Here is a 17,581-nt window from a genome sequence, read left to right as displayed (position 1 = left end):
GGAAAATCTGACTTCCTTACAGGGAAACCCTGTATTGACTGCGCTTGGAGTGCGACTATTGGTTTCACCTCTTTGCGGCAGATCCCCTCAACTACCTGATTTCTTGGTTTTTCTTTCCAAATTGAACTGAACCAGTGCCGCGCGTTCTGGTAGCGGTCATCGGGCTCCTTGGCCAGCAGACAGAGAATGACGCGGGCCAGCGGGTCCGGCAGCCAGGGGAGCCGCTGGCGCGGCGAGATCGGATCCTGGGCCAGATAGGCATGGATGAGCGCGAGCGGATCGGACGCCTGGAACGGCGGCGTGCCGGTGACCAGGGCGTAGAGCGTCAACCCCAGCGAATAGAGATCGGTCCGATAATCGACCGGCCGGTTCATGCGCCCGGTCTGCTCCGGCGACCAATAGGTTGGGACGCCGGTCGACCGGCGATGCTGGGCGAGCCCGGATGGCTCCTCAGCGAAGGTGGTCGACTGGGCGTAGTCGAGCAGCCACAGCCGGTCATCCTCGGGTCCGATCAGGATGCGGTCGGGATCGATGGTGCCGTGGATGACGCCGCGCGCGTGGATCGCCGCGAGGAGCCGCGCCAGCGACTCCCCGATGGCCAGCAATCGCGCGAGATCGACTTGGCCCAGGAGCCCGGCATCGGTCAGTGACCGGCCGCCGGGGTCCGACAGGATCAGCTCGGTTCGTTCCGGATCGAAACGGATCAGGCGCGGGCAACCCGCGACCCCCCTGCAAGCGCTCCAGGATGCGTCTCTCGTTCTCCAGCGCCGCAAACCTCGCGTCCGATTCGGCTTCGCGAGTCGGTCGTTTGATCAGCAGGGGACCATCCGCCGGGTCGAAACGCCGGACCCAATCAATGCGCGACGTCCGCTCCTCTCCCGATTCAGTCATGCCAGCCTCCGGACCGATCGCGTCGAGTGCGAAAGAGTCAGAGTCTGGCGCGGGCCAGCGAACGAGACGGGAGTAAGGTCACTTGATTCGTGCGAGTTGGACATCGATGCGACTGGCGCGCCACCAGACTGGCATTGATCCAGGTTGCGCCCTTCCCGCCGTGCCACATCCGGACGCGGATTGTGCTGTCTACATTGGCGGACATCAATCTCCGATACCCTCATCGTGAATGAATCTCCAGCGCGCACTGGTCTTTGTCGAATTCGGTCAGATTCGGTCAGATCTCGTGGGTTGCCCAGGTGCCATCGCTCTGAAAAGCTATTCATGGATCGAAGTTCGTTCGTCGTGGATCCATTAATCATTCATTCTGATTGGGTTAGGGTTTGCTGGATACTCATTCAGAGGACTTATCGGCGCCCTCGCGATTAGGGTGGTGTCATTATTGTTGGATCATAACATTTCTTTATTCCTGAAGAGACGAGAGCCAGACCAGGGCGTTTTTCTGGTCAAAACAATCCTGCCGTCCCTGACGCATACTCTGGAAAATCAAATGAAAAAACGATTCTTGCCTGTCTGGACGCTCGCCCCTGCCCTCATTGTTGGCCTCGCCGTAGGCTCGGTCTGCGCCAAAGGCACAGGCACGACACCCAGTGGGCAAGCGCATGAGACAAGGCAAAAGGATTGCGTCTCGACCCCTCCAGCAGGCGGCGCCACCGCTAAATCGCCTCAACAGGCCCTGTCTCAGGTCTGCGATGATTCCGCAATGACCATGAGCTCTCCTCCGTCGGGCCGTACCGCCGCCAAGATGCCTTCCAGGCCCAGCGTCGACGCCCATCATCCAGACCTGTAGCAAGCGGAGTCGATGACCGCTCGACAGGCCGCGCGCGCCCCTGCTCGCGGCGTTCACCATCCTGTTCGGCACTCGACACCTGGACGCCAGCGAGCGCCACGAGGGGATGGTGGCCGTGATCGCCTTCGATACCATCGTCAATCTCGTCGCTTTCATGGCCGTGGGGCTGTTCGTGATCCTGGGTTTTTGGGGCATTGGCAGCGGTCCAGGGCTGCCGTCCCTGGCGGACAACCCGCGGCTGGCGTCCCTGTCGAAGCCGTTGTTCGCGCCCGGCATCGCCTCTTTGCGGAACTGGGTGGCCATCTCCGTGCTGGCCGGTCTGGCGATCAGCATGGCCAGGTGGAGGCGGACACCTTGATGAAGAGTGACCCAGGGGGAAACCGTTATGTCCGATCAAGTCGATGTCGCCGTCCTTGGGGCGGGTCATGCCGGGCTGAATGCCGTCAAGGAAATCCGTCGGGTTACCGACCGCTATCGGTTAATCAACGGCGGTAGCTTGGGAACAACCTGCGCGCGGGTCGGCTGCATGCCGTCCAAGGTCGCCATCCACCTGGGCGAACTCTATGCCATGCGCAAGCAATTCCAGCGCTACGGCATCGATGGCGGCGAATCCTTGCGGATCGACGAGACGAGCGCGCTGGAGCGTCTCCGCGACCTGCGCGACACCTTCGTCGATCTGGTGCTCGCCAATACCACCGACGAGATGGAGGACGAACTCGTCGATGGTTATGCACGCTTCATTGACCCGCACACGATCGAAGTTGGCAACCGAACCATCCGCGCCCGCGCCTTCGTGATCGCGACGGGGGCATCGAGCGTCGTGCCGGTTGAGTGGCGGCATGCCTTCGGCGATGCCACCCTGACGGCCGAGGATCTCTTCGAGTTGGAACGCCTGCCCAAGTCGATCGCGGTGATCGGGCTGGGGCCAATCGGCGTGGAGCTTGGTCAAACCCTGCAACGTCTCGGCGTGGAGGTGGTGGGGATCGAAGCGGGGACCGCCCTGGCCCGGCTGGAGGATCCGGTCATCAACCAGGCCGCCGTCGAGATCCTGCAACGCGATTTTCCCCTCTGGCTCGGCGAGCCGGCGCGCATCGAGCGCGCGGAGGCCGGGGTGCGCGTCCGCACCGGCGATCGGGAGCGCGTGGTCGAGAAACTGTTGGTCGCGATCGGGCGCCGCGCCAACCTCGCGGACCTCGGGCTGGACCGCATCGGTTGTCCGGTCGACGCCCGCGGCGTGCCGCTGTTCGACGCCCGGACGCTCCAGATCGGGCAACACCCCATCTTTATCGCGGGCGATGCCACCGACGGGATCGCGAACTTGCAGAGCGCCGCCGAGCAGGGCCGAATCGCCGGTTACAACGCCTGCCACGAGGAGCACCGTCACTATGAGCGCCGCACCCCGATGGCCATCGTCTTCAGCGATCCGAACATCGCCTCCGTCGGCGTCCCCTGGTCCGAATTGGATCAGAGCCAGGTCGTGCTTGGCCAGCAACGCTTCGGCCCGGTCGGACGCGCCCTCATCCTCGGCCAAAACCGTGGGCTGCTGCATCTCTACGCGCACCGTCGAACCGGCGTGGTTTTGGGAGGCGCCATGATCGGTCCGCGTTGCGAACACCTGGCTCATCTGCTGGCCTGGGGTGTTCAACAGCGCTTGACCGTGGATGAGATGCTCCAGATGCCCTTCTACCATCCGGTCATTGAGGAGGCACTACAGGATTGTTTGCACGGTCTGGCGAGGAAGCTCGAATGACCCGCCAGCAAGGGGTGGAGACGAAACAGAAGTGTCACGAGGGCGTCAATGGATACGCAAGGATCAACACTCTCCATCGATCTGGCGATCGTGGCGAGACCTTGCGCTTTGCGCTTGGGCGATCGAACCGTGTCGCGTTTAGCAACTTAGGCCAACGCATCGTCCGAACGGGATGCACTGGCAAGAGCGCCCGACATCCGGCCGAGCACCGCTTCGACGCTGACCAGGATCTTGCCGATCGGAGGCGTGTCGGTGCTGTCGATCATCACCGCGTAGGGTTTTTCCCTCTCGCTCAGGCATTGCCGGAGCGCAAGCTGACGTTCCAGCACCGCGAGATCGGCCTCGGAGGCATCTTCTCCAAGGGCGAGCCGACGTCTCAAACGCTCGCGCAGGACCTTGATCGGGGCATCGAGCGCCAGGATCGCGAATGCCGCCCGGTGTTTGCGCGCGCGAGACGCATGAAGCGCTCGCGGCGCTCCCGCGCAATGAACGTGGCGTCCACGAGCACGCCATAACCGTTCGCGAGGATGGCGTCGGCCAGTCGATGGAGCCGGTCATAGGTCCAGTTCGTGGCGCTTGGAAAGTAAATTCCGGAATCGACGCCGGACAGGGTGCGCGCCGTTTCGTCCAGACCGAAGAGACGCTTGCGTTCCACGTCCGAGCGCAGATGGATCAGCGGCAGCGCCTCGCGCAACCGATAGGAAAGACGGCTTTTCCCGGAACCGGACACCCCGCAGACGATCAGCAGATGTGGATGACGCGGCTGGGTATAGGACTCGGCAAGCGTCAGATAGCAGGTGCAAAGGTGTCGTTCCGCGGACGCCGCAGCGGGATCCAGGTCGCCCTGTTCCAGCCGGATTGCCAGCACCTTGGCCCTGACCATGGCGCGGTAGACCTGATAAAAATCCAGCACATCCAACGTGCCGTAATCGCCGCTGCGTTCCAGATAGCGGTTGAGAAACAGCCGCGCGAGCCCAAGTTCGCCGGCCTGCTCCAGGTCCATGACGAGGAATGCCACCTCGCTGGCGGTATCGATCCAGCGCAGATTGGGATTGAACTCGATGGCGTCGAAGATGCGAATCTCGCCATCGACCAGTGCGATATTTCCGCGATGCATGTCGCCATGACACTCGCGCACATGCCCCTGTCGCCGTCGCTCTTCGAGCGTTGGGGTCAGCTCACGAAAACGCTCGTGGGTCCAGATTTCGAGCCGATCGAGTCGCGTCAGGTTTTCGGGGGTGACGCCGCGCGCGCGAACCTGCGCCAGATTTTCCAGCATTGGCGCCAGTACCGCCTCCGGCGAGCCGAAGTCAAGCCGGTGATCGGCCACCGGAATGCGCGCATGAAAATCCGCGACCTCCTCGGCCAGACGGATCATGAGGCCGTCGGTAAGCGGTTGCCGATCAAGTAACGCCGCTTGGGGGAAACGACGCATTTTCACCGCGTATTCCAGCACTGGCCCCGCGCCGCCGATGCGGGGCGTCGTTGGCGTCCCGGTCACGGCGACGACGTCAAGATACAGATCCTCCGCCAGCCGCCAGTTGAGCCGCAGTTCCTCCTCGCAGAAATGACGGCGACGCTCCAGGGTCGAAAAGTCGAGAAAGCCGAGATCGAGCGGCTTTTTGAGCTTGTAGGCGAAGTCGCCGGCCAGCAGCACATGCGAGATATGGGTCTCGATGTGCTCGACAGGATCGGCTGGATGCGGATACGCCTCCGGCCGCATCAGAGCCACGATCAAGCGTGAAAAATCATTGGCTTCCATGGGACGGCTACTCTCGGCCAGGAGGGACTGAAGTATCGCAGGATCCGGCCCGCGCATCGCGACCGCAGGCGAATGGAGCGAAACCGAACCTGAATTGTTGAACTATCGTCATGGGGATGGGTAAGATCGCAACAACCGCCCATCCCTTCCATTTAAGTTTAGAGAGTTCCATGTCAATCGAACGAATCGTTTTTGCCGTTGCCGGCGCTTTCATCCTGATCTCCGTGCTACTAGGGATGTATGTCAGTCCCTATTGGCTTTGGTTCACTGCCTTTGTCGGCGCCAATCTGTTGCAGTCCGCCTTCACCGGCTTCTGCCCGCTGGCGCTGATTCTGAAGAAGATGGGGAAGGAAAGCGGGAGAGCGTTTTAGCTCGAAAGCGACCGGCGACCAAGTAAAGGTGGCCTACTCGTCATCCTCCACCGGCCGCGCCCAAAGGTCGTGGTCGCCCGCTTCCGTCACCTCGACCTCGATAAAATCGCCGAGGTCGATCTCCCATTCCCCTGGAATGATCACCTCGCCGTCGATCTCCGGCGCATCGGCATAACTGCGCGCGACGATGGCGTCTTCGGTGACCTCGTCCACCAGCACGGTGAGTCGCTGCCCGATGCGCGCGACCAGCTTCTCGCGGCTGATATCCGCCTGGACGGCCATGAAGCGTTCCAGCCGTTCCTGTTTGAGCGACTCGGGCACCGGGTCGGGCAACGCATTGGCGGCGGCGGCGGCGACCGGCGAGTAGGCAAAACAGCCGACGCGGTCCAGCCGGGCGGCGCGGAGAAAGTCCAGCAACGCCTCGAATTCCGCCTCGGTCTCGCCGGGGAAGCCGACGATGAAGGTGCTGCGCAGCACCAGCTCCGGGCACTGTGAGCGCCAGCGTTCCAGTCGCTCCAACACTTTCTCGGTCGCCGCGGGGCGGCGCATGGCCCGCAGCACGCGCTCGCTGCCATGCTGTAACGGCATGTCCAGATAGGGCAGGATCAGGCCCTCGCCCATCAGCGGAATCAGCTCGTCGACATGCGGATAGGGATAGACATAGTGCAGCCGAATCCAGGCGGGCAGATCGCTCAAGGCGCGCGCCAGCTCGGTGAGATGCGTTCTGAGCGCCCGCCCCTTCCAGATGTCGGTACGATGACGCCGATCGACGCCATAGGCGCTGGTGTCCTGCGAAATGACCAGCAGTTCGCGTACCCCGGACTCGACCAGGCGGTGCGCCTCGTCGAGCACCTCGCCGATCCCCCGACTGACCAGATCGCCGCGCAGACTGGGGATGATGCAGAAGCTGCAACGATGATTGCAGCCCTCGGAGATCTTGAGATAGGCATAGTGTCGGGGCGTGAGCTTCACGCCCTGTGGCGGCACGAGACTGATAAAGGGATCGTGCGGCGCCGGCAGTTGGGCGTGGACGGCGGCCATGACCTCGTCCAGCGCATGCGGGCCGGTGATGGCCAGCACCTGGGGATACGCCTGACGCACCAGCTCGGCGCGCGCGCCCAGACAGCCGGTCACCACCACCTGTCCGTTCTCGGCCAGCGCCTCGCCGATGGCGTCCAGCGATTCTTCCACCGCAGCATCGATGAAGCCGCAGGTGTTGACGATCACCAGATCGGCGCCTTCATAACTCGGCTGGATCCCGTAGCCCTCGGCGCGCAGTTGGGTGAGGATACGCTCGGAGTCGACCGTGGCCTTGGGGCAGCCAAGGCTGACGAAACCGATGTTCGGGGGATTGGTGCTTGAATTTTGCAACGAAGTCGTCCATAGATATCGCCTGATGATCCTGTAAGGATACTCGAGTCAGCGCCAATCGATCGCCAACACAGAAGACTCCGGCCTCTCGCCAGGGGAACGGAGACCACGAGAAACACGGGGCGGACTGAAAATGAAAAGCTGTAACCTCTGCAAATACAGTACCGTTTGCAACGACCTGCCAGGCATCTGTATCTTGCTTCCCTACGTCGCCATCGCGGTCGTCGTGGTTTCGCTCGGTTATCTCTTCGTGACCCAGGAGCTGATCTAGTGCCGCAGCGCCTAAGTCTTGGCAGCCAGCCTGCTTCCTTTCACCAGAACCTCGCCGCCGTCCTTCAGCCATGACCATCCTTCTCGCCAATCCCCGCGGTTTCTGCGCCGGCGTCGACCGTGCCATCGCCATCGTCGATCGCGTCCTCGAACTCCATGGCGCGCCCATCTATGTCCGTCATGAAGTGGTGCATAACCGCTACGTGGTCGAGGATCTGCGACAGCGCGGCGCCATCTTCATCGAGGATCTGGCGGAGGTTCCCGACGGCGCCACCCTCGTCTTCAGCGCCCACGGTGTCCCTCAACAGGTGCGCCAGGATGCTGAAGCGCGCGGGCTCCGTGTCTTCGATGCCACCTGCCCTCTGGTCACCAAGGTACATCTGGAAGTCGCGCGGCATTGCAAAAACGGCATCGCCGTCGTCCTGATCGGACATCGCGGACACCCGGAGGTCGAAGGCACGCTGGGTCAGTGTCTCGGCAGCGGTGGCGCCATTCATCTGGTGGAAACCGCCGACGAGATCGCGGGGCTCGACATCCCCGATCCCGAACGCCTGGCCTATGTCACCCAGACGACCCTCTCGGTGGACGACAGTCATGCGATCATCGAGGCCCTGCGGGCGCGTTTCCCCGCCATCCAGGGACCGAAAAAGAGCGATATCTGCTACGCCACCCAGAATCGGCAGGACGCGGTGCGCGAGCTTGCCAGCCGCTGCGATCTGCTGCTGGTGGTCGGTTCGCCCAACAGCTCCAACTCCAATCGGTTGCGCGAATTGTCCGAGCGGCAGGGCTGTACCGCCTATCTGATCGACGGTCCCGAGGATATTCGCCGCGACTGGCTCGATCGATCTCCGCGCATCGGCCTGACCGCGGGCGCATCGGCGCCCGCGATCCTGGTGGAACAGGTCATCGCCAGGCTCCAGGAATGGGGCGCGGACGGCATCGAGGAACAGGACGGCATCCGCGAGCAGGTTGTGTTTCCGCTCCCGCGCGAACTCGTCGCGGACACCTCCGCCACCCTGGAATAGACAGGGGCGGCTAGCGGATCGACGTCAATCAACACCCAGTAGACGGAGGATCGACGCGATGAACGAGACCCTGATCATCGGCGGTGGCATCATCGGACTCCTGACCGCCCGCGAACTCCTGCATGCCGGGTCAACCGTCACCCTGATCGAAATGGGCGAGACTGGCCGCGAATCCTCCTGGGCCGGCGGCGGCATCGTCTCGCCGCTCTATCCCTGGCGCGCGCCCGACTGCGTCACCGCGCTGGCCGCCTGGAGCCAGCGCGCCTATCCCGCGCTGGCCACCGCGCTGCATGACGAAACCGGCATCGACCCGGAACTGACCTCCAGCGGCCTGCTGATCCTGGAGACCGAAGCGCTGACAGAGGCGCTGGCCTGGGGCGAGAGTCACGGACAGCGAATCGAGGTCATCGACAGCGTTTATCTCCATGAGACCGAGCCCGAGTTGGGTCCGCGCCCTCCCCACGCGCTCCTGATGCCCGAGATCGCGCAGATCCGCACCCCGCGCCTGGCCAAGGCCGCCCGCCGGTCGCTGGAGCAGCGAATCCCACTGCGCGAACAAGAGGAAGTGCTCGAACTTCTCGTCGAAGGCGGCCGCGCCGTCGGGGTTCGCACCTCCAAGGGTGCCATTCACGCCGATCGGATCGTCATCTGCGCGGGCGCCTGGACCGCCAAATTGCTCGAACAGCTCGGCAATCCGCCCGACATCGAGCCGGTGCGCGGTCAGATGATTCTTTTTTATGCCAAGCCCGGATTGGTCAATCACATCGTGCTGTTCAACGAGCGCTACATCATCCCGCGTCGTGACGGTCGCGTGCTGCTCGGCAGTACCCTGGAGCACACCGGTTTCGCCAAGACCACGACCGCCGAGGCCAAGGAAGAACTCTATCGCGCCGCGATCGAGTTGTTTCCGCTTCTCCGGCGTACCCCGATCGAGGACCACTGGGCGGGACTGCGTCCCGGATCGCCGAGCGGCATTCCCTACATCGGCGCCTATCCGGGAATTGAAGGACTCTTTTTGAATGCCGGCCATTTCCGTAACGGCCTGGTGACCGGCCCCGCCTCTGCCCGACTTGTCTTGGACCTCATGCTGAATCGCGAGCCGATCGTCGACCCCGTGCCCTATGCCATGAATGTCGAGCGCGCCTGACTGATCCGCGGCTGAATGGTACGGACACCGCGTCAGGGGATCGAGCGCGGCGCTGTCGGCAAGCACCGGCTAACCGAGCCGCGCTAGCGCTTCGCTGCTCAAGTTCCGAGACCGGGGCCTCCTCGTTGTCGTTGTCGTTGTCGTCATCGAATATTCGCCATGTCGAGACCGCGATCACGACAACGACAACGACCTGAGACGGTCTTGGGACTTTCGCACAGTTGCACTAGCGCCTTTCTTTACTGATTTTTTCGCTTCGGACACTTTTTGCAACGCTTCTGATCGAGGTATTTCTTACAGCATTTGTCGGATTTCTTGCTCATTTCGAACCTCACGCGCTGTATACCGGCGACTCAGGCCGCGCTCGTGGTCGACGCGGTTCCCGCCGCCGATCCCATCTGTTTCGCGAGGCTCGCCAGTTCGTTATCGATCATCAAAAGAGACTGTCCCTGATCGCCGAAGAGACGCACGCGACCGAGGATGTCATTGACCGTCGCCTCTTCCTCGATCTGCTCGGTGACGAACCACTGGAAAAAGATATGGGTCGCATGATCCTTTTGCGACAGGGCGAAATCGACGATGTCGTTGATCGCGGCGGTCACCGCTCGCTCATGCGCGAGCGTGCTCTCGAACATCTTGAGAACCTCGGTCTCCACCGTCGCGGGCGCGGCGACCTCGCCCAATCGCACGGGCGCATCCTGGTCGATCAGGTAGCGATACATTTTCATCGCGTGCGTCAGTTCCTCGCCGTATTTGGCAAAGAACCAGGCAGCCACTCCCTTCAGGTTCATGCCTTCCGCCTGCGCCGAAAGCCCCAGGTAGAAATGCGCGGAATACATCTCACGGTTGATCTGGGTGTTGATGCGCGTTGCCATCTCTTCGGAAATCATCGATTCGGGCTCCTGGCCGTCGAGCGGATTAGCGGACGGGCCACCGTTTGAAGTTGCGGTAATGCAGCTAAACTTGTCACCGATCGAACAAAATTCAAGCGGGCTGCATGGGTCGGCATTGGAACATGAATGGTCGTCGCTTTCGGTATAATCCTTCCAGCAAACCTTATGCCCATGCCTGCGCTCCGCCGCGATCTCCAGCGCACGGCGACACACCACCCCTCCAGTCATGCAGAGACGGACCATGCCCAGCGCACCCAGCAAAACGCTCGAAATCTTTCCCAACCCGCAAACCGAGCGCGACTATACCGTCCGCATTCGAGTGCCCGAGTTCACCTGTCTGTGCCCTAAGACCGGTCAGCCCGATTTCGCGGAATTGACCCTGGAGTACGTCCCCGACCGGGTCTGCGTCGAACTGAAATCGCTCAAGACCTATGTCTGGTCCTATCGCGACGAGGGCGCGTTCCATGAGGCGGTGATCAACCGCATCCTGACCGACCTGATCGAGGCGGTCGAGCCGCGCTTCATGCGTCTGACCGCCGATTTCAATGTCCGCGGCGGAATCTATACGACCGTGGTGGCCGAGCATCGCGCCGCTGGCTGGCAGCCGCCGGTTCCGGTGCAGCTTCCCTGATCGGGATCCACTGGCCTGCCAGGGCGTCGTCACAATCTGGGATTGCCGAGTTGCACTCCGCGATTCCCGGTCCAGTCCCAGGGTGATTGGCGAGACGCGGGTTACTCCATGATGTCCAACTGAATTCCCCGTTCGTTCAAGGCCTCGCCGAGCGGCGCCAGAGAACGCTGGAACCGAGGTTGCCAGCAGTCGGTGCCGGTGGAGACATGATCCAGCGCGCCCTGGATATGGAACGCTTTCTGATAGCCCTCGGTGCGGAAGACCTCGCGTCCATCGGCATCGAAAAAACCAGGGCTCGGGGTGAATTCGACGGCGAGTTCGGCGGCCCAGTCGCGCGTCGGGAGTTCGCGTCCATCCGGCGTCTGCAAGGGCTCATGGGAGTAAGGTGTCCAGGATGACCGCATCGAAGGCGCTCAGCGAGTTGCTCTTCCTCGGTAGAGCCGGTCAGCGCGGTGACGGTTGAAGTACCGCCCTGAAACACGGTGGTGACGTCGTCGAAGTAGCCGGCGCCCACCTCCTGCTGAGACGAGACGAAGATGCGCCCCTTCTCGCGCGCGGCGAATTCCGGTCCCTGGACCTGCTCGACATAATCCTGGACCTGCTCGACATCATGGCGCAAGCCTTCCCCACGGGCAGAGTTGTAGGCCAGGTCGTACATGTTGAACCACTTGCCATGGATACCCACTAGCGTGATGAACGGGTACTTGTAGCCCCTGTCCGTTAGTTCGTCCTGAAAGCGCGCGATGATGGCTCTTTTTTATGGAGGATGACAATTATCAATGAACGCCAATCCCGAAGCGATTCGCCACGAACTGATGGAGCGTGGCCTCGCGCGCGCCGAACTCGATCCAGATCCGATCCGACAGTTCCAGCAGTGGTTCGAGACGGCCATCGGTACCGATCTGCCGGAACCGAATGCCATGAGCCTCTGCACGGTCGATGCGAGCGGGCAACCTTCCGTGCGCACCGTTCTGCTGAAACTCTATGACGAACAGGGGTTCGTCTTTTTCACCAACTACGGGAGCCGCAAGGCACGCGAGATCGACCGCAATCCGCGGGTGGCGCTTCTGTTTCCCTGGGTGGCGCTGGCCCGGCAGGTGCAGATCACAGGACGCGCGGAGCGCATCCCGACTGCCGAATCGCTGAAATATTTCGTCTCACGTCCGCGCGGGAGTCAGATCGGTGCCTGGTCATCGCCCCAGAGCGAGGTCATCGGTTCGCGCTCGCTGCTGGAGGCCAAGGTGGCCGAGATCGCGCGGAAATTCGCTAGGGGCGAGGTACCGCTGCCGGATTTCTGGGGCGGATATCGGATCGTGCCCGAGACGATCGAATTCTGGCAGGGGCGCGAGAGCCGGCTGCATGACCGGTTCCGCTATCGGCGGTGCGAGGAATCCAGGGATTGGCGGATCGACCGCCTCGCGCCGTGACAACAGATTGAAACCGTGAGCATTGCCATGCTTGATGCGCTGCTGTTGGTGAGCTGGGCAAACGGTGTCCCGGTGGCGGCGCGTTTACTGCTTGGCGAGCGCTGGGCATCGCCGGTCGATGGTGGCGCAGTTTTTTACGATGGACGCCCCTGGCTCGGTGCCTCCAAGACCTGGAGGGGATGGATCTCCTGCGCACTGACAACGCCATTCGTGGCAGTCTTTCTCGGCTTGCCCTGGGAGCTTGGGCTGGCGGCGGCCTTGGGTGCGATGCTTGGCGATGCGGCTGCCAGTTTTCTCAAGCGACGTTTCGGCGTTCGCTCGGGCGCGTCAGTCCCGCTATTGGATCAGGTTCCGGAATCCTTGATACCCGCCCTGGCGTTACAGACGCCGCTGAGTCTGACATCGTTCGATATGGCGTTAGTCGTGAGCGGTTTTTGGATGATCGATCAATTGCTGACACCGATTGCGCGCCGCTTGACGCGCGCCGGGCGCAATTTGCATTGAGGCTATCCACCTCACAGGAGCCGCCAGCGTCACCTCGCCGCAAATCCGTCATCGAACGAATTCGCGCTTTCCCGGGAGGCGGACGAATTAGCCACTCTGCAACTCATGCAGGGCGATTTCGGGCGGGCAGTTGAGCCGGGCATTGACCACCGAGGTGCCGGCGCCGACCGAGGTGTAGCCGATGAGGTTGCCGTGGCGCCAGGGGCCGGCGGCCAGTCGGCGCGGGCAGCGGGCGTCCCAGATCAACGGAAAGCCTCCCGGCAGGCAGATCTGGCCGCCGTGGGTGTGACCGCAGAGGAGGAGGTCGAAACCGCTGTGGGCCGCGTGCCGATAGATCTCGGGGGTGTGGGAGAGCAGGATCGAGACCGCGCCCTCGGGAATCCCGGCGGCGGCCTTGTCGATGTTGTGCACCCGATAATAATGGGCGTCGTCGATGCCGGCCAGATAGAGGGCCTGACCGTCCCGCTCGATGCGGACGGTTTCGTTCAGGAGGACCCGAATGCCCATGGCCTCCAGTCCGGGAACCAGCCTGAGCGTGTCGTGATTGCCCAGAATAGCGTAGATGGGCGCCTTGAGGTTGCGTCGCAGGGCTGCCATCGCCCTCAAGACCTCCGCGAAGGGGCCGAAGGTTTTGACGCGATAGTCCCCGGTCAGCACGCAGAGGTCATAGTCCAGCCCCTGGACGCCTACGCGGATGGCGTCGGCGTTGCGGGGATCCATGTCCAGATGCAGATCGCTCAGATGCAGGATCCGGAAACCCCGGAAGGCATCCGGCAGGCCGGGCAGCACCAGCCGGTTGTGCCGGAGCCGGAGCGCGCGGGCATTGCGCTGGGCACGTTCGTAGAGTCCGCTCAGGCGCAAACTGTGGCGAATGAAGCCATGCACCGAATACCAGTTTTCCGGGTAGAAGAAATGCGCCCCCGGGCGATTGAGGACGAACACCTCGTGATCGCCTTCCAATCCGAGTCGCTGGCGCAGATGGCTGCGCCCGATGCGGGCGGTTAATGCTTCGATGTCGTGGGGCTCCATGGGGCGCGGTCGAACCTAGTAGGGCTTGGCGTCGTCGCTTGCCGATGTCTCCCGATCTGACGGCGGCGGCTCCTCGCGCGTTTTTTTCAGGCGGTCGAGGGCGGCGCGCTGCTGAACATAAAACCCCATAACAATCGCAACGATCACGATCAGCTCGATCGCCTTGCCAGATCCGGCGTCCATGGGCGTACCTCGCGGTGGTTGAGATGCATGGCGATGTATATTGCGAATCATAAGGCAGATCGCAAGATACGGCGCCATGAAGATCTGCTCGGTCAGCGCCAGCAACCAGCGGCGCGGCCGCGTGTGCCCGTGGTGCCTGGCAGGCCGGCTTCTGCATTATTTCGTTTCCGGGAAGGCTTTTCGCTCGTGCTTTGGGTAGACTTCCGGGGTTTCGATCCAAGCCCGTCACGGAGAGCTTCTTTTATGCACCGCACCAGCGGCATTTTGCTTCATCCGACCTCGCTACCCGGCCCCTACGGGATTGGCGATCTCGGACCGACCGCGCACCGTTTCATCGATTTTCTCGCAGGAGCGGGGCAAGGTCTTTGGCAGATGCTGCCACTGGGGCCGACCGGCTATCAGGATTCGCCCTATCAGTGCACCTCGGCCTACGCGGGGAATCCGCTTCTCATCAGTCCGGATCTGTTGCTGCAGGCGGGCTGGATCCAGGAAAGCGATCTCGATCCGCCTGAATTCACGCGGGATCAAGTGGATTTTGGTGCCGTCCATCTCTGGAAACATGACCTGATTCAGCGGGCGATGAGCGGTTTCAAGGCGGACGCGACCGCGGCGGATCGTGACGATTTTGCCTATTTTTGCGAGACCCATCGGATCTGGCTCGAAGATTTCGCGCTCTATCATGCCCTGAAGGTCTACCACGAGCTTCGCCCCTGGACCAGTTGGGCGCCCGAATTCGCCTTGCGCAATCCCAAGGCGTTAGCCGATTGGTCCAAGGCCAACCAGGGCGAACTCGAACTCCAGCGTTTTATTCAGTACGTCTTTTTCCGCCAGTGGGGCGAACTGCGCGCCTATGCCAAGGCGCGCGGCGTTCATCTGATCGGCGACATGCCCATCTTTGTCGCCCACGATTCGAGCGAGGTCTGGACCCATCCGGAATGGTTCGTGCTGGATGACTGCGGCCACCCAACCGTGATCGCGGGTGTCCCGCCGGATTACTTCAGCAGCACCGGGCAGCGCTGGGGCAATCCGCTCTACCGTTGGGAGACGCTGGCGGCGGACGGTTACAGCTTCTGGGTCGAGCGATTGCGCCGGGTGCTCGAACTGGTCGATCTGGTGCGGATCGACCACTTTCGCGGCTTCGCGGCCTACTGGGAAATTCCCGCCGCGGAGGAAACCGCGATCAGCGGCCGTTGGGTGCCGGGTCCGGGGATGGCGCTGTTCGATGCGCTCCGCACGGCGCTCGGCGACGACCTGCCGCTGATTGCCGAGGATCTGGGGGTCATCACCGAGGATGTCGAGGCACTGCGGGACGATTTGAAACTGCCCGGCATGGCGGTTCTGCAATTCGGGTTCGAGGGGACCGAGGGCGGCTTCGGGCGCTCCGCCTTTCTGCCGCACAATCATCGCCGGCGACTGGCCGTCTACACCGGCACCCACGACAACAACAGCCTGCTGGGCTGGTGGGCGACCAAGGATGCCGCGATTCAGCACAATACCTGCGTCTATCTCAATAGCAACGGCGAGGAACTCCATTGGGATTTCATCCGCGCCGCGCTCTCCTCCGTGGCGGCGCTGGCCTTATTCCCCATGCAGGATGTTCTCGGACTTGGTGCCGAGGCGTGCATGAATCGCCCCGGCACGGCCGACGGGAACTGGGTGTGGCGTTATCGCGAAGAGATGGTCAGCGAGGCCAGCGCCGCGCGTTTGCGCGAACTGACCCGACTCTATGGGCGCCTGCCGCATCCGTTGGATTGAGCGATCGCTATTTCTCCGCCGTCAGATAGGCAATCCATCCGGCATCCGGTTCGCCGGCCTCGACGGGCACAAAGACTCCATCCGGATTGCCGTCGGCGTCCCAGCCCTGCCAATGGACGAGGATCCTGGAAAATCCGGCCTCGTCGAGCAGTTCGCGGACCTCCGGCAGGGTCCAGAGACGCCAGTCGTAGCTGAACGCACGCTCCAACCCGGAGCCATCGTCGAAGCGAAAATGGATATGACACACGAGCCGTCCGGTCACCGGTTCATAAACCGCCTGCTCCCAGACATAGGTAAAGTCGCCGCCCACCGGGTCATGAATCCGGCGCTCCTCGATCAGGAGACGATAGGAATCGTAGCCGCCATAGGCGTCCAGAAAGAACACGCCGCTGTCCTTCAGGGTCGCCCGGACCCGCCGAAAATAGTGAAGCAGAGCGGCGCGTTCGCGTAACAGCCAGTAGCTGAAGTTCATCGCCAGCACGATATCCGGCGGGCGGGTCTGGGCCGCGAGGACATCCTGCTGGAGCAATGCCACCCGGGAGCGCTGGTGCTCCGCCAACGCGTGGAGATTATGGCGCCGCCCCCAGTCGAGCACCTCGGGATCCAGATCCACGCCAAAGGCATGATTGGTCTTGCGACGGCGCACCCATTCGCAACAGATGGCCGCCGTGCCGCAAAAGTCTTCCCGCAGAATCCGGGCGCCACGGCAGCGGATCATCCGATAGGTTCGGTCCACGAAGTCCACCTCCGCGGACGGATTCTGGACCGCAAGCTCATAGAGGCGATGGCGATCGGATCGACTGGCGGCGGTAGGCATGATTCACAACTCGAACTGGGATCAGGAGATCCCGTTCTGCGAGAGCGCCGGCGATTTGCCTTCGGCCCGGTCATTGGACGAAGCTTCATTTGAAAGCATCCGGCTGTTGATGTATCTTAGATGGCTTGCAGACGACAGGGAAGATCGAGCGGACAGCCCCAAATTGCATCGACCGCAACGGCATCCGTTCAGCGCAAACGTCTGTGATCACACCCCGGAGAGGTGTCCGAGAGGCTTAAGGAGCACGCCTGGAAAGTGTGTATAGGTTAATCCCTATCGAGGGTTCGAATCCCTCCCTCTCCGCCAAACCAAAACGCAAGTAGTTGTATCGCAAGAATAAAGCCTTTCAAGAAAAGCACTCGACCACCCGAAAGGCCACCTTCTCGACGAAAAAACCCGGACGCGATCAACCGACCAGGATCGCCTCACCTTGCCGTACCAGCGCGATAAGACGCACTCGCTCCGCTGGATCGGCCCTATCGAGCGCGCTACGGCTGATATGAGGTGCTGCTGCCAGCGCCGCCGGATCGCGGTTTAGCACTGCCGCTCGCCGCATTGCGGCCTCGGTATCGAAAGACTCTCTATTCTGCGTACTCATTCACCGCTCCTAATTCATGGGTTTTTTGAGCATGGCCGCGACCGTGCCGAACTGCCATTCACCGCGACCGCTTCGGGTCGGATAGCCTTCGGAATTGAGGACCGCCGCAATTTGCCGGGTCGACTGACCCGCCGCGCGAAGCTCTGCCGCTCGGGTCTGCGCCGATACCCGCTCGGGATCACTGCCGACCTTCACCTCGTCGACCTTCACCTCGTCGACCTTCACCTCGTCGACCTTCACCTCGTCGACCTTCACCTCGTCGACCTTCACCTCGTCGACCTTCACCTCGTCGACCTTCACCTCGTCG

19 protein-coding genes, 1 tRNA gene and 2 pseudogenes are annotated in these 17,581 nt (G+C 62.3%); 11 read left to right on the top strand and 11 right to left on the bottom strand.

The features are described 5' to 3' along the window. A pseudogene (locus tag QZY07_RS25555) lies at positions 1-773 on the bottom strand (hypothetical protein); the annotation flags it as partial. Positions 774-1,847: 1,074 nt separating this feature from the next. On the opposite strand from QZY07_RS25555, the gene QZY07_RS25550 reads away from it, so the two are divergent. Beyond that, the gene (locus QZY07_RS25550; RefSeq protein ID WP_295408949.1) at positions 1,848-2,099 is read left to right on the top strand and encodes a hypothetical protein; all 252 of its coding nucleotides are present in this window, start codon (positions 1,848-1,850) and stop codon (positions 2,097-2,099) included. Positions 2,100-2,126: 27 nt separating this feature from the next. Beyond that, the gene (locus tag QZY07_RS25545) at positions 2,127-3,491 is read left to right on the top strand and encodes a dihydrolipoyl dehydrogenase (protein WP_295408947.1); all 1,365 of its coding nucleotides are present in this window, start codon (positions 2,127-2,129) and stop codon (positions 3,489-3,491) included. Between the two features lie 146 nt (positions 3,492-3,637). Here the strand turns inward: QZY07_RS25545 and QZY07_RS27600 are convergent, their stop codons facing one another. Together QZY07_RS27600 and QZY07_RS25540 are read right to left on the bottom strand one after the other, a co-directional pair. Further along, the gene (locus QZY07_RS27600) at positions 3,638-3,910 is read right to left on the bottom strand and encodes a hypothetical protein (RefSeq protein WP_363184863.1); all 273 of its coding nucleotides are present in this window, start codon (positions 3,908-3,910) and stop codon (positions 3,638-3,640) included. Beyond that, entirely contained in the window at positions 3,868-5,253 is a 1,386-nt protein-coding gene (locus QZY07_RS25540; RefSeq protein WP_363184861.1) for an AAA family ATPase, read from the bottom strand. Before QZY07_RS25540 ends, QZY07_RS27600 begins: the two co-directional genes overlap by 43 nt. Positions 5,254-5,423: 170 nt before the next feature. On the opposite strand from QZY07_RS25540, the gene QZY07_RS25535 reads away from it, so the two are divergent. Beyond that, complete coding sequence (locus tag QZY07_RS25535; RefSeq protein WP_295408945.1) at positions 5,424-5,624, top strand: DUF2892 domain-containing protein; 201 nt, start codon at positions 5,424-5,426, stop codon at positions 5,622-5,624. 33 nt (positions 5,625-5,657) lie between these two features. Here QZY07_RS25535 and rimO read toward each other — a convergent pair whose 3' ends face one another. Then, positions 5,658-6,995, bottom strand: coding sequence for a 30S ribosomal protein S12 methylthiotransferase RimO (rimO, locus tag QZY07_RS25530; RefSeq protein ID WP_295408943.1), 1,338 nt, complete (start codon positions 6,993-6,995; stop codon positions 5,658-5,660). A 133-nt stretch (positions 6,996-7,128) separates the two neighbouring features. Here rimO and QZY07_RS25525 point away from each other — a divergent pair, with 133 nt between their 5' ends. From QZY07_RS25525 to thiO, 3 genes are all read left to right on the top strand, one after another. Next, complete coding sequence (locus QZY07_RS25525; protein ID WP_295408941.1) at positions 7,129-7,266, top strand: hypothetical protein; 138 nt, start codon at positions 7,129-7,131, stop codon at positions 7,264-7,266. Positions 7,267-7,336: 70 nt separating this feature from the next. After that, positions 7,337-8,290: a 4-hydroxy-3-methylbut-2-enyl diphosphate reductase gene (gene ispH / locus QZY07_RS25520; protein ID WP_295408939.1), complete on the top strand. Its 954-nt coding sequence runs from the start codon at positions 7,337-7,339 to the stop codon at positions 8,288-8,290. Between the two features lie 58 nt (positions 8,291-8,348). Next, the gene (gene thiO / locus QZY07_RS25515) at positions 8,349-9,437 is read left to right on the top strand and encodes a glycine oxidase ThiO (protein ID WP_295408937.1); all 1,089 of its coding nucleotides are present in this window, start codon (positions 8,349-8,351) and stop codon (positions 9,435-9,437) included. 353 nt (positions 9,438-9,790) lie between these two features. Here the strand turns inward: thiO and QZY07_RS25510 are convergent, their stop codons facing one another. After that, on the bottom strand, positions 9,791-10,327 hold the full coding sequence (locus QZY07_RS25510) for a ferritin (protein ID WP_295408935.1): 537 nt from the start codon (positions 10,325-10,327) through the stop codon (positions 9,791-9,793). A 244-nt stretch (positions 10,328-10,571) separates the two neighbouring features. Here QZY07_RS25510 and queF point away from each other — a divergent pair, with 244 nt between their 5' ends. Beyond that, on the top strand, positions 10,572-10,961 hold the full coding sequence (queF, locus tag QZY07_RS25505; RefSeq protein WP_295408934.1) for a preQ(1) synthase: 390 nt from the start codon (positions 10,572-10,574) through the stop codon (positions 10,959-10,961). A 101-nt stretch (positions 10,962-11,062) separates the two neighbouring features. Here the strand turns inward: queF and QZY07_RS25500 are convergent, their stop codons facing one another. Then, positions 11,063-11,365: a hypothetical protein gene (locus tag QZY07_RS25500; protein WP_295408933.1), complete on the bottom strand. Its 303-nt coding sequence runs from the start codon at positions 11,363-11,365 to the stop codon at positions 11,063-11,065. Between the two features lie 17 nt (positions 11,366-11,382). Beyond that, a pseudogene (locus QZY07_RS25495) lies at positions 11,383-11,706 on the bottom strand (isocitrate lyase); the annotation flags it as partial. 34 nt (positions 11,707-11,740) lie between these two features. On the opposite strand from QZY07_RS25495, the gene pdxH reads away from it, so the two are divergent. Continuing rightward, on the top strand, positions 11,741-12,388 hold the full coding sequence (pdxH, locus tag QZY07_RS25490; RefSeq protein WP_295408931.1) for a pyridoxamine 5'-phosphate oxidase: 648 nt from the start codon (positions 11,741-11,743) through the stop codon (positions 12,386-12,388). A 15-nt stretch (positions 12,389-12,403) separates the two neighbouring features. Further along, entirely contained in the window at positions 12,404-12,892 is a 489-nt protein-coding gene (locus tag QZY07_RS25485) for a CDP-archaeol synthase (protein WP_295408930.1), read from the top strand. A gap of 87 nt (positions 12,893-12,979) precedes the next feature. Here QZY07_RS25485 and QZY07_RS25480 read toward each other — a convergent pair whose 3' ends face one another. Both QZY07_RS25480 and QZY07_RS25475 read right to left on the bottom strand, forming a co-directional pair. Further along, on the bottom strand, positions 12,980-13,921 hold the full coding sequence (locus tag QZY07_RS25480) for a metallophosphoesterase (RefSeq protein ID WP_295408928.1): 942 nt from the start codon (positions 13,919-13,921) through the stop codon (positions 12,980-12,982). Positions 13,922-13,936: 15 nt separating this feature from the next. After that, positions 13,937-14,209, bottom strand: coding sequence for a hypothetical protein (locus QZY07_RS25475; protein WP_295408926.1), 273 nt, complete (start codon positions 14,207-14,209; stop codon positions 13,937-13,939). Positions 14,210-14,347: 138 nt separating this feature from the next. Here QZY07_RS25475 and malQ point away from each other — a divergent pair, with 138 nt between their 5' ends. Next, on the top strand, positions 14,348-15,859 hold the full coding sequence (malQ, locus tag QZY07_RS25470; protein ID WP_295408924.1) for a 4-alpha-glucanotransferase: 1,512 nt from the start codon (positions 14,348-14,350) through the stop codon (positions 15,857-15,859). A gap of 7 nt (positions 15,860-15,866) precedes the next feature. Here the strand turns inward: malQ and QZY07_RS25465 are convergent, their stop codons facing one another. Further along, positions 15,867-16,676 carry a class I SAM-dependent methyltransferase gene (locus QZY07_RS25465; protein WP_295408921.1) on the bottom strand — a complete coding sequence of 270 codons (810 nt, stop codon included), beginning with the start codon at positions 16,674-16,676 and terminating at the stop codon, positions 15,867-15,869. A gap of 216 nt (positions 16,677-16,892) precedes the next feature. Between QZY07_RS25465 and QZY07_RS25460 the strand changes: the two genes are divergently transcribed. After that, positions 16,893-16,982: transfer RNA gene (locus tag QZY07_RS25460), tRNA-Ser, on the top strand. A 301-nt stretch (positions 16,983-17,283) separates the two neighbouring features. Here QZY07_RS25460 and QZY07_RS25455 read toward each other — a convergent pair. Beyond that, the coding region (locus QZY07_RS25455; RefSeq protein WP_295408919.1) for a recombinase family protein at positions 17,284-17,581 on the bottom strand (298 nt) is incomplete at its 5' end.

The organism is uncultured Thiocystis sp., assembly GCF_903866365.1.
Classification (GTDB): domain Bacteria; phylum Pseudomonadota; class Gammaproteobacteria; order Chromatiales; family Chromatiaceae; genus Chromatium.
This window is presented reverse-complemented; position numbering and strand designations above follow the sequence as displayed.

Coding starts and splice junctions, on each gene's coding strand:
- QZY07_RS25500 (WP_295408933.1), bottom strand. CDS start 11,365: ATGCGGTCATCCTGGACACCTTACTCCCATGAGCCCTTGCAGACGCCG.
- QZY07_RS25465 (WP_295408921.1), bottom strand. CDS start 16,676: ATGCCTACCGCCGCCAGTCGATCCGATCGCCATCGCCTCTATGAGCTT.
- QZY07_RS25480 (WP_295408928.1), bottom strand. CDS start 13,921: ATGGAGCCCCACGACATCGAAGCATTAACCGCCCGCATCGGGCGCAGC.
- queF (WP_295408934.1), top strand. CDS start 10,572: ATGCCCAGCGCACCCAGCAAAACGCTCGAAATCTTTCCCAACCCGCAA.
- QZY07_RS25510 (WP_295408935.1), bottom strand. CDS start 10,327: ATGATTTCCGAAGAGATGGCAACGCGCATCAACACCCAGATCAACCGT.
- thiO (WP_295408937.1), top strand. CDS start 8,349: ATGAACGAGACCCTGATCATCGGCGGTGGCATCATCGGACTCCTGACC.
- QZY07_RS25550 (WP_295408949.1), top strand. CDS start 1,848: ATGGTGGCCGTGATCGCCTTCGATACCATCGTCAATCTCGTCGCTTTC.
- QZY07_RS25525 (WP_295408941.1), top strand. CDS start 7,129: ATGAAAAGCTGTAACCTCTGCAAATACAGTACCGTTTGCAACGACCTG.
- ispH (WP_295408939.1), top strand. CDS start 7,337: ATGACCATCCTTCTCGCCAATCCCCGCGGTTTCTGCGCCGGCGTCGAC.
- malQ (WP_295408924.1), top strand. CDS start 14,348: ATGCACCGCACCAGCGGCATTTTGCTTCATCCGACCTCGCTACCCGGC.
- QZY07_RS25535 (WP_295408945.1), top strand. CDS start 5,424: ATGTCAATCGAACGAATCGTTTTTGCCGTTGCCGGCGCTTTCATCCTG.
- QZY07_RS25545 (WP_295408947.1), top strand. CDS start 2,127: ATGTCCGATCAAGTCGATGTCGCCGTCCTTGGGGCGGGTCATGCCGGG.
- QZY07_RS25540 (WP_363184861.1), bottom strand. CDS start 5,253: ATGGAAGCCAATGATTTTTCACGCTTGATCGTGGCTCTGATGCGGCCG.
- pdxH (WP_295408931.1), top strand. CDS start 11,741: ATGAACGCCAATCCCGAAGCGATTCGCCACGAACTGATGGAGCGTGGC.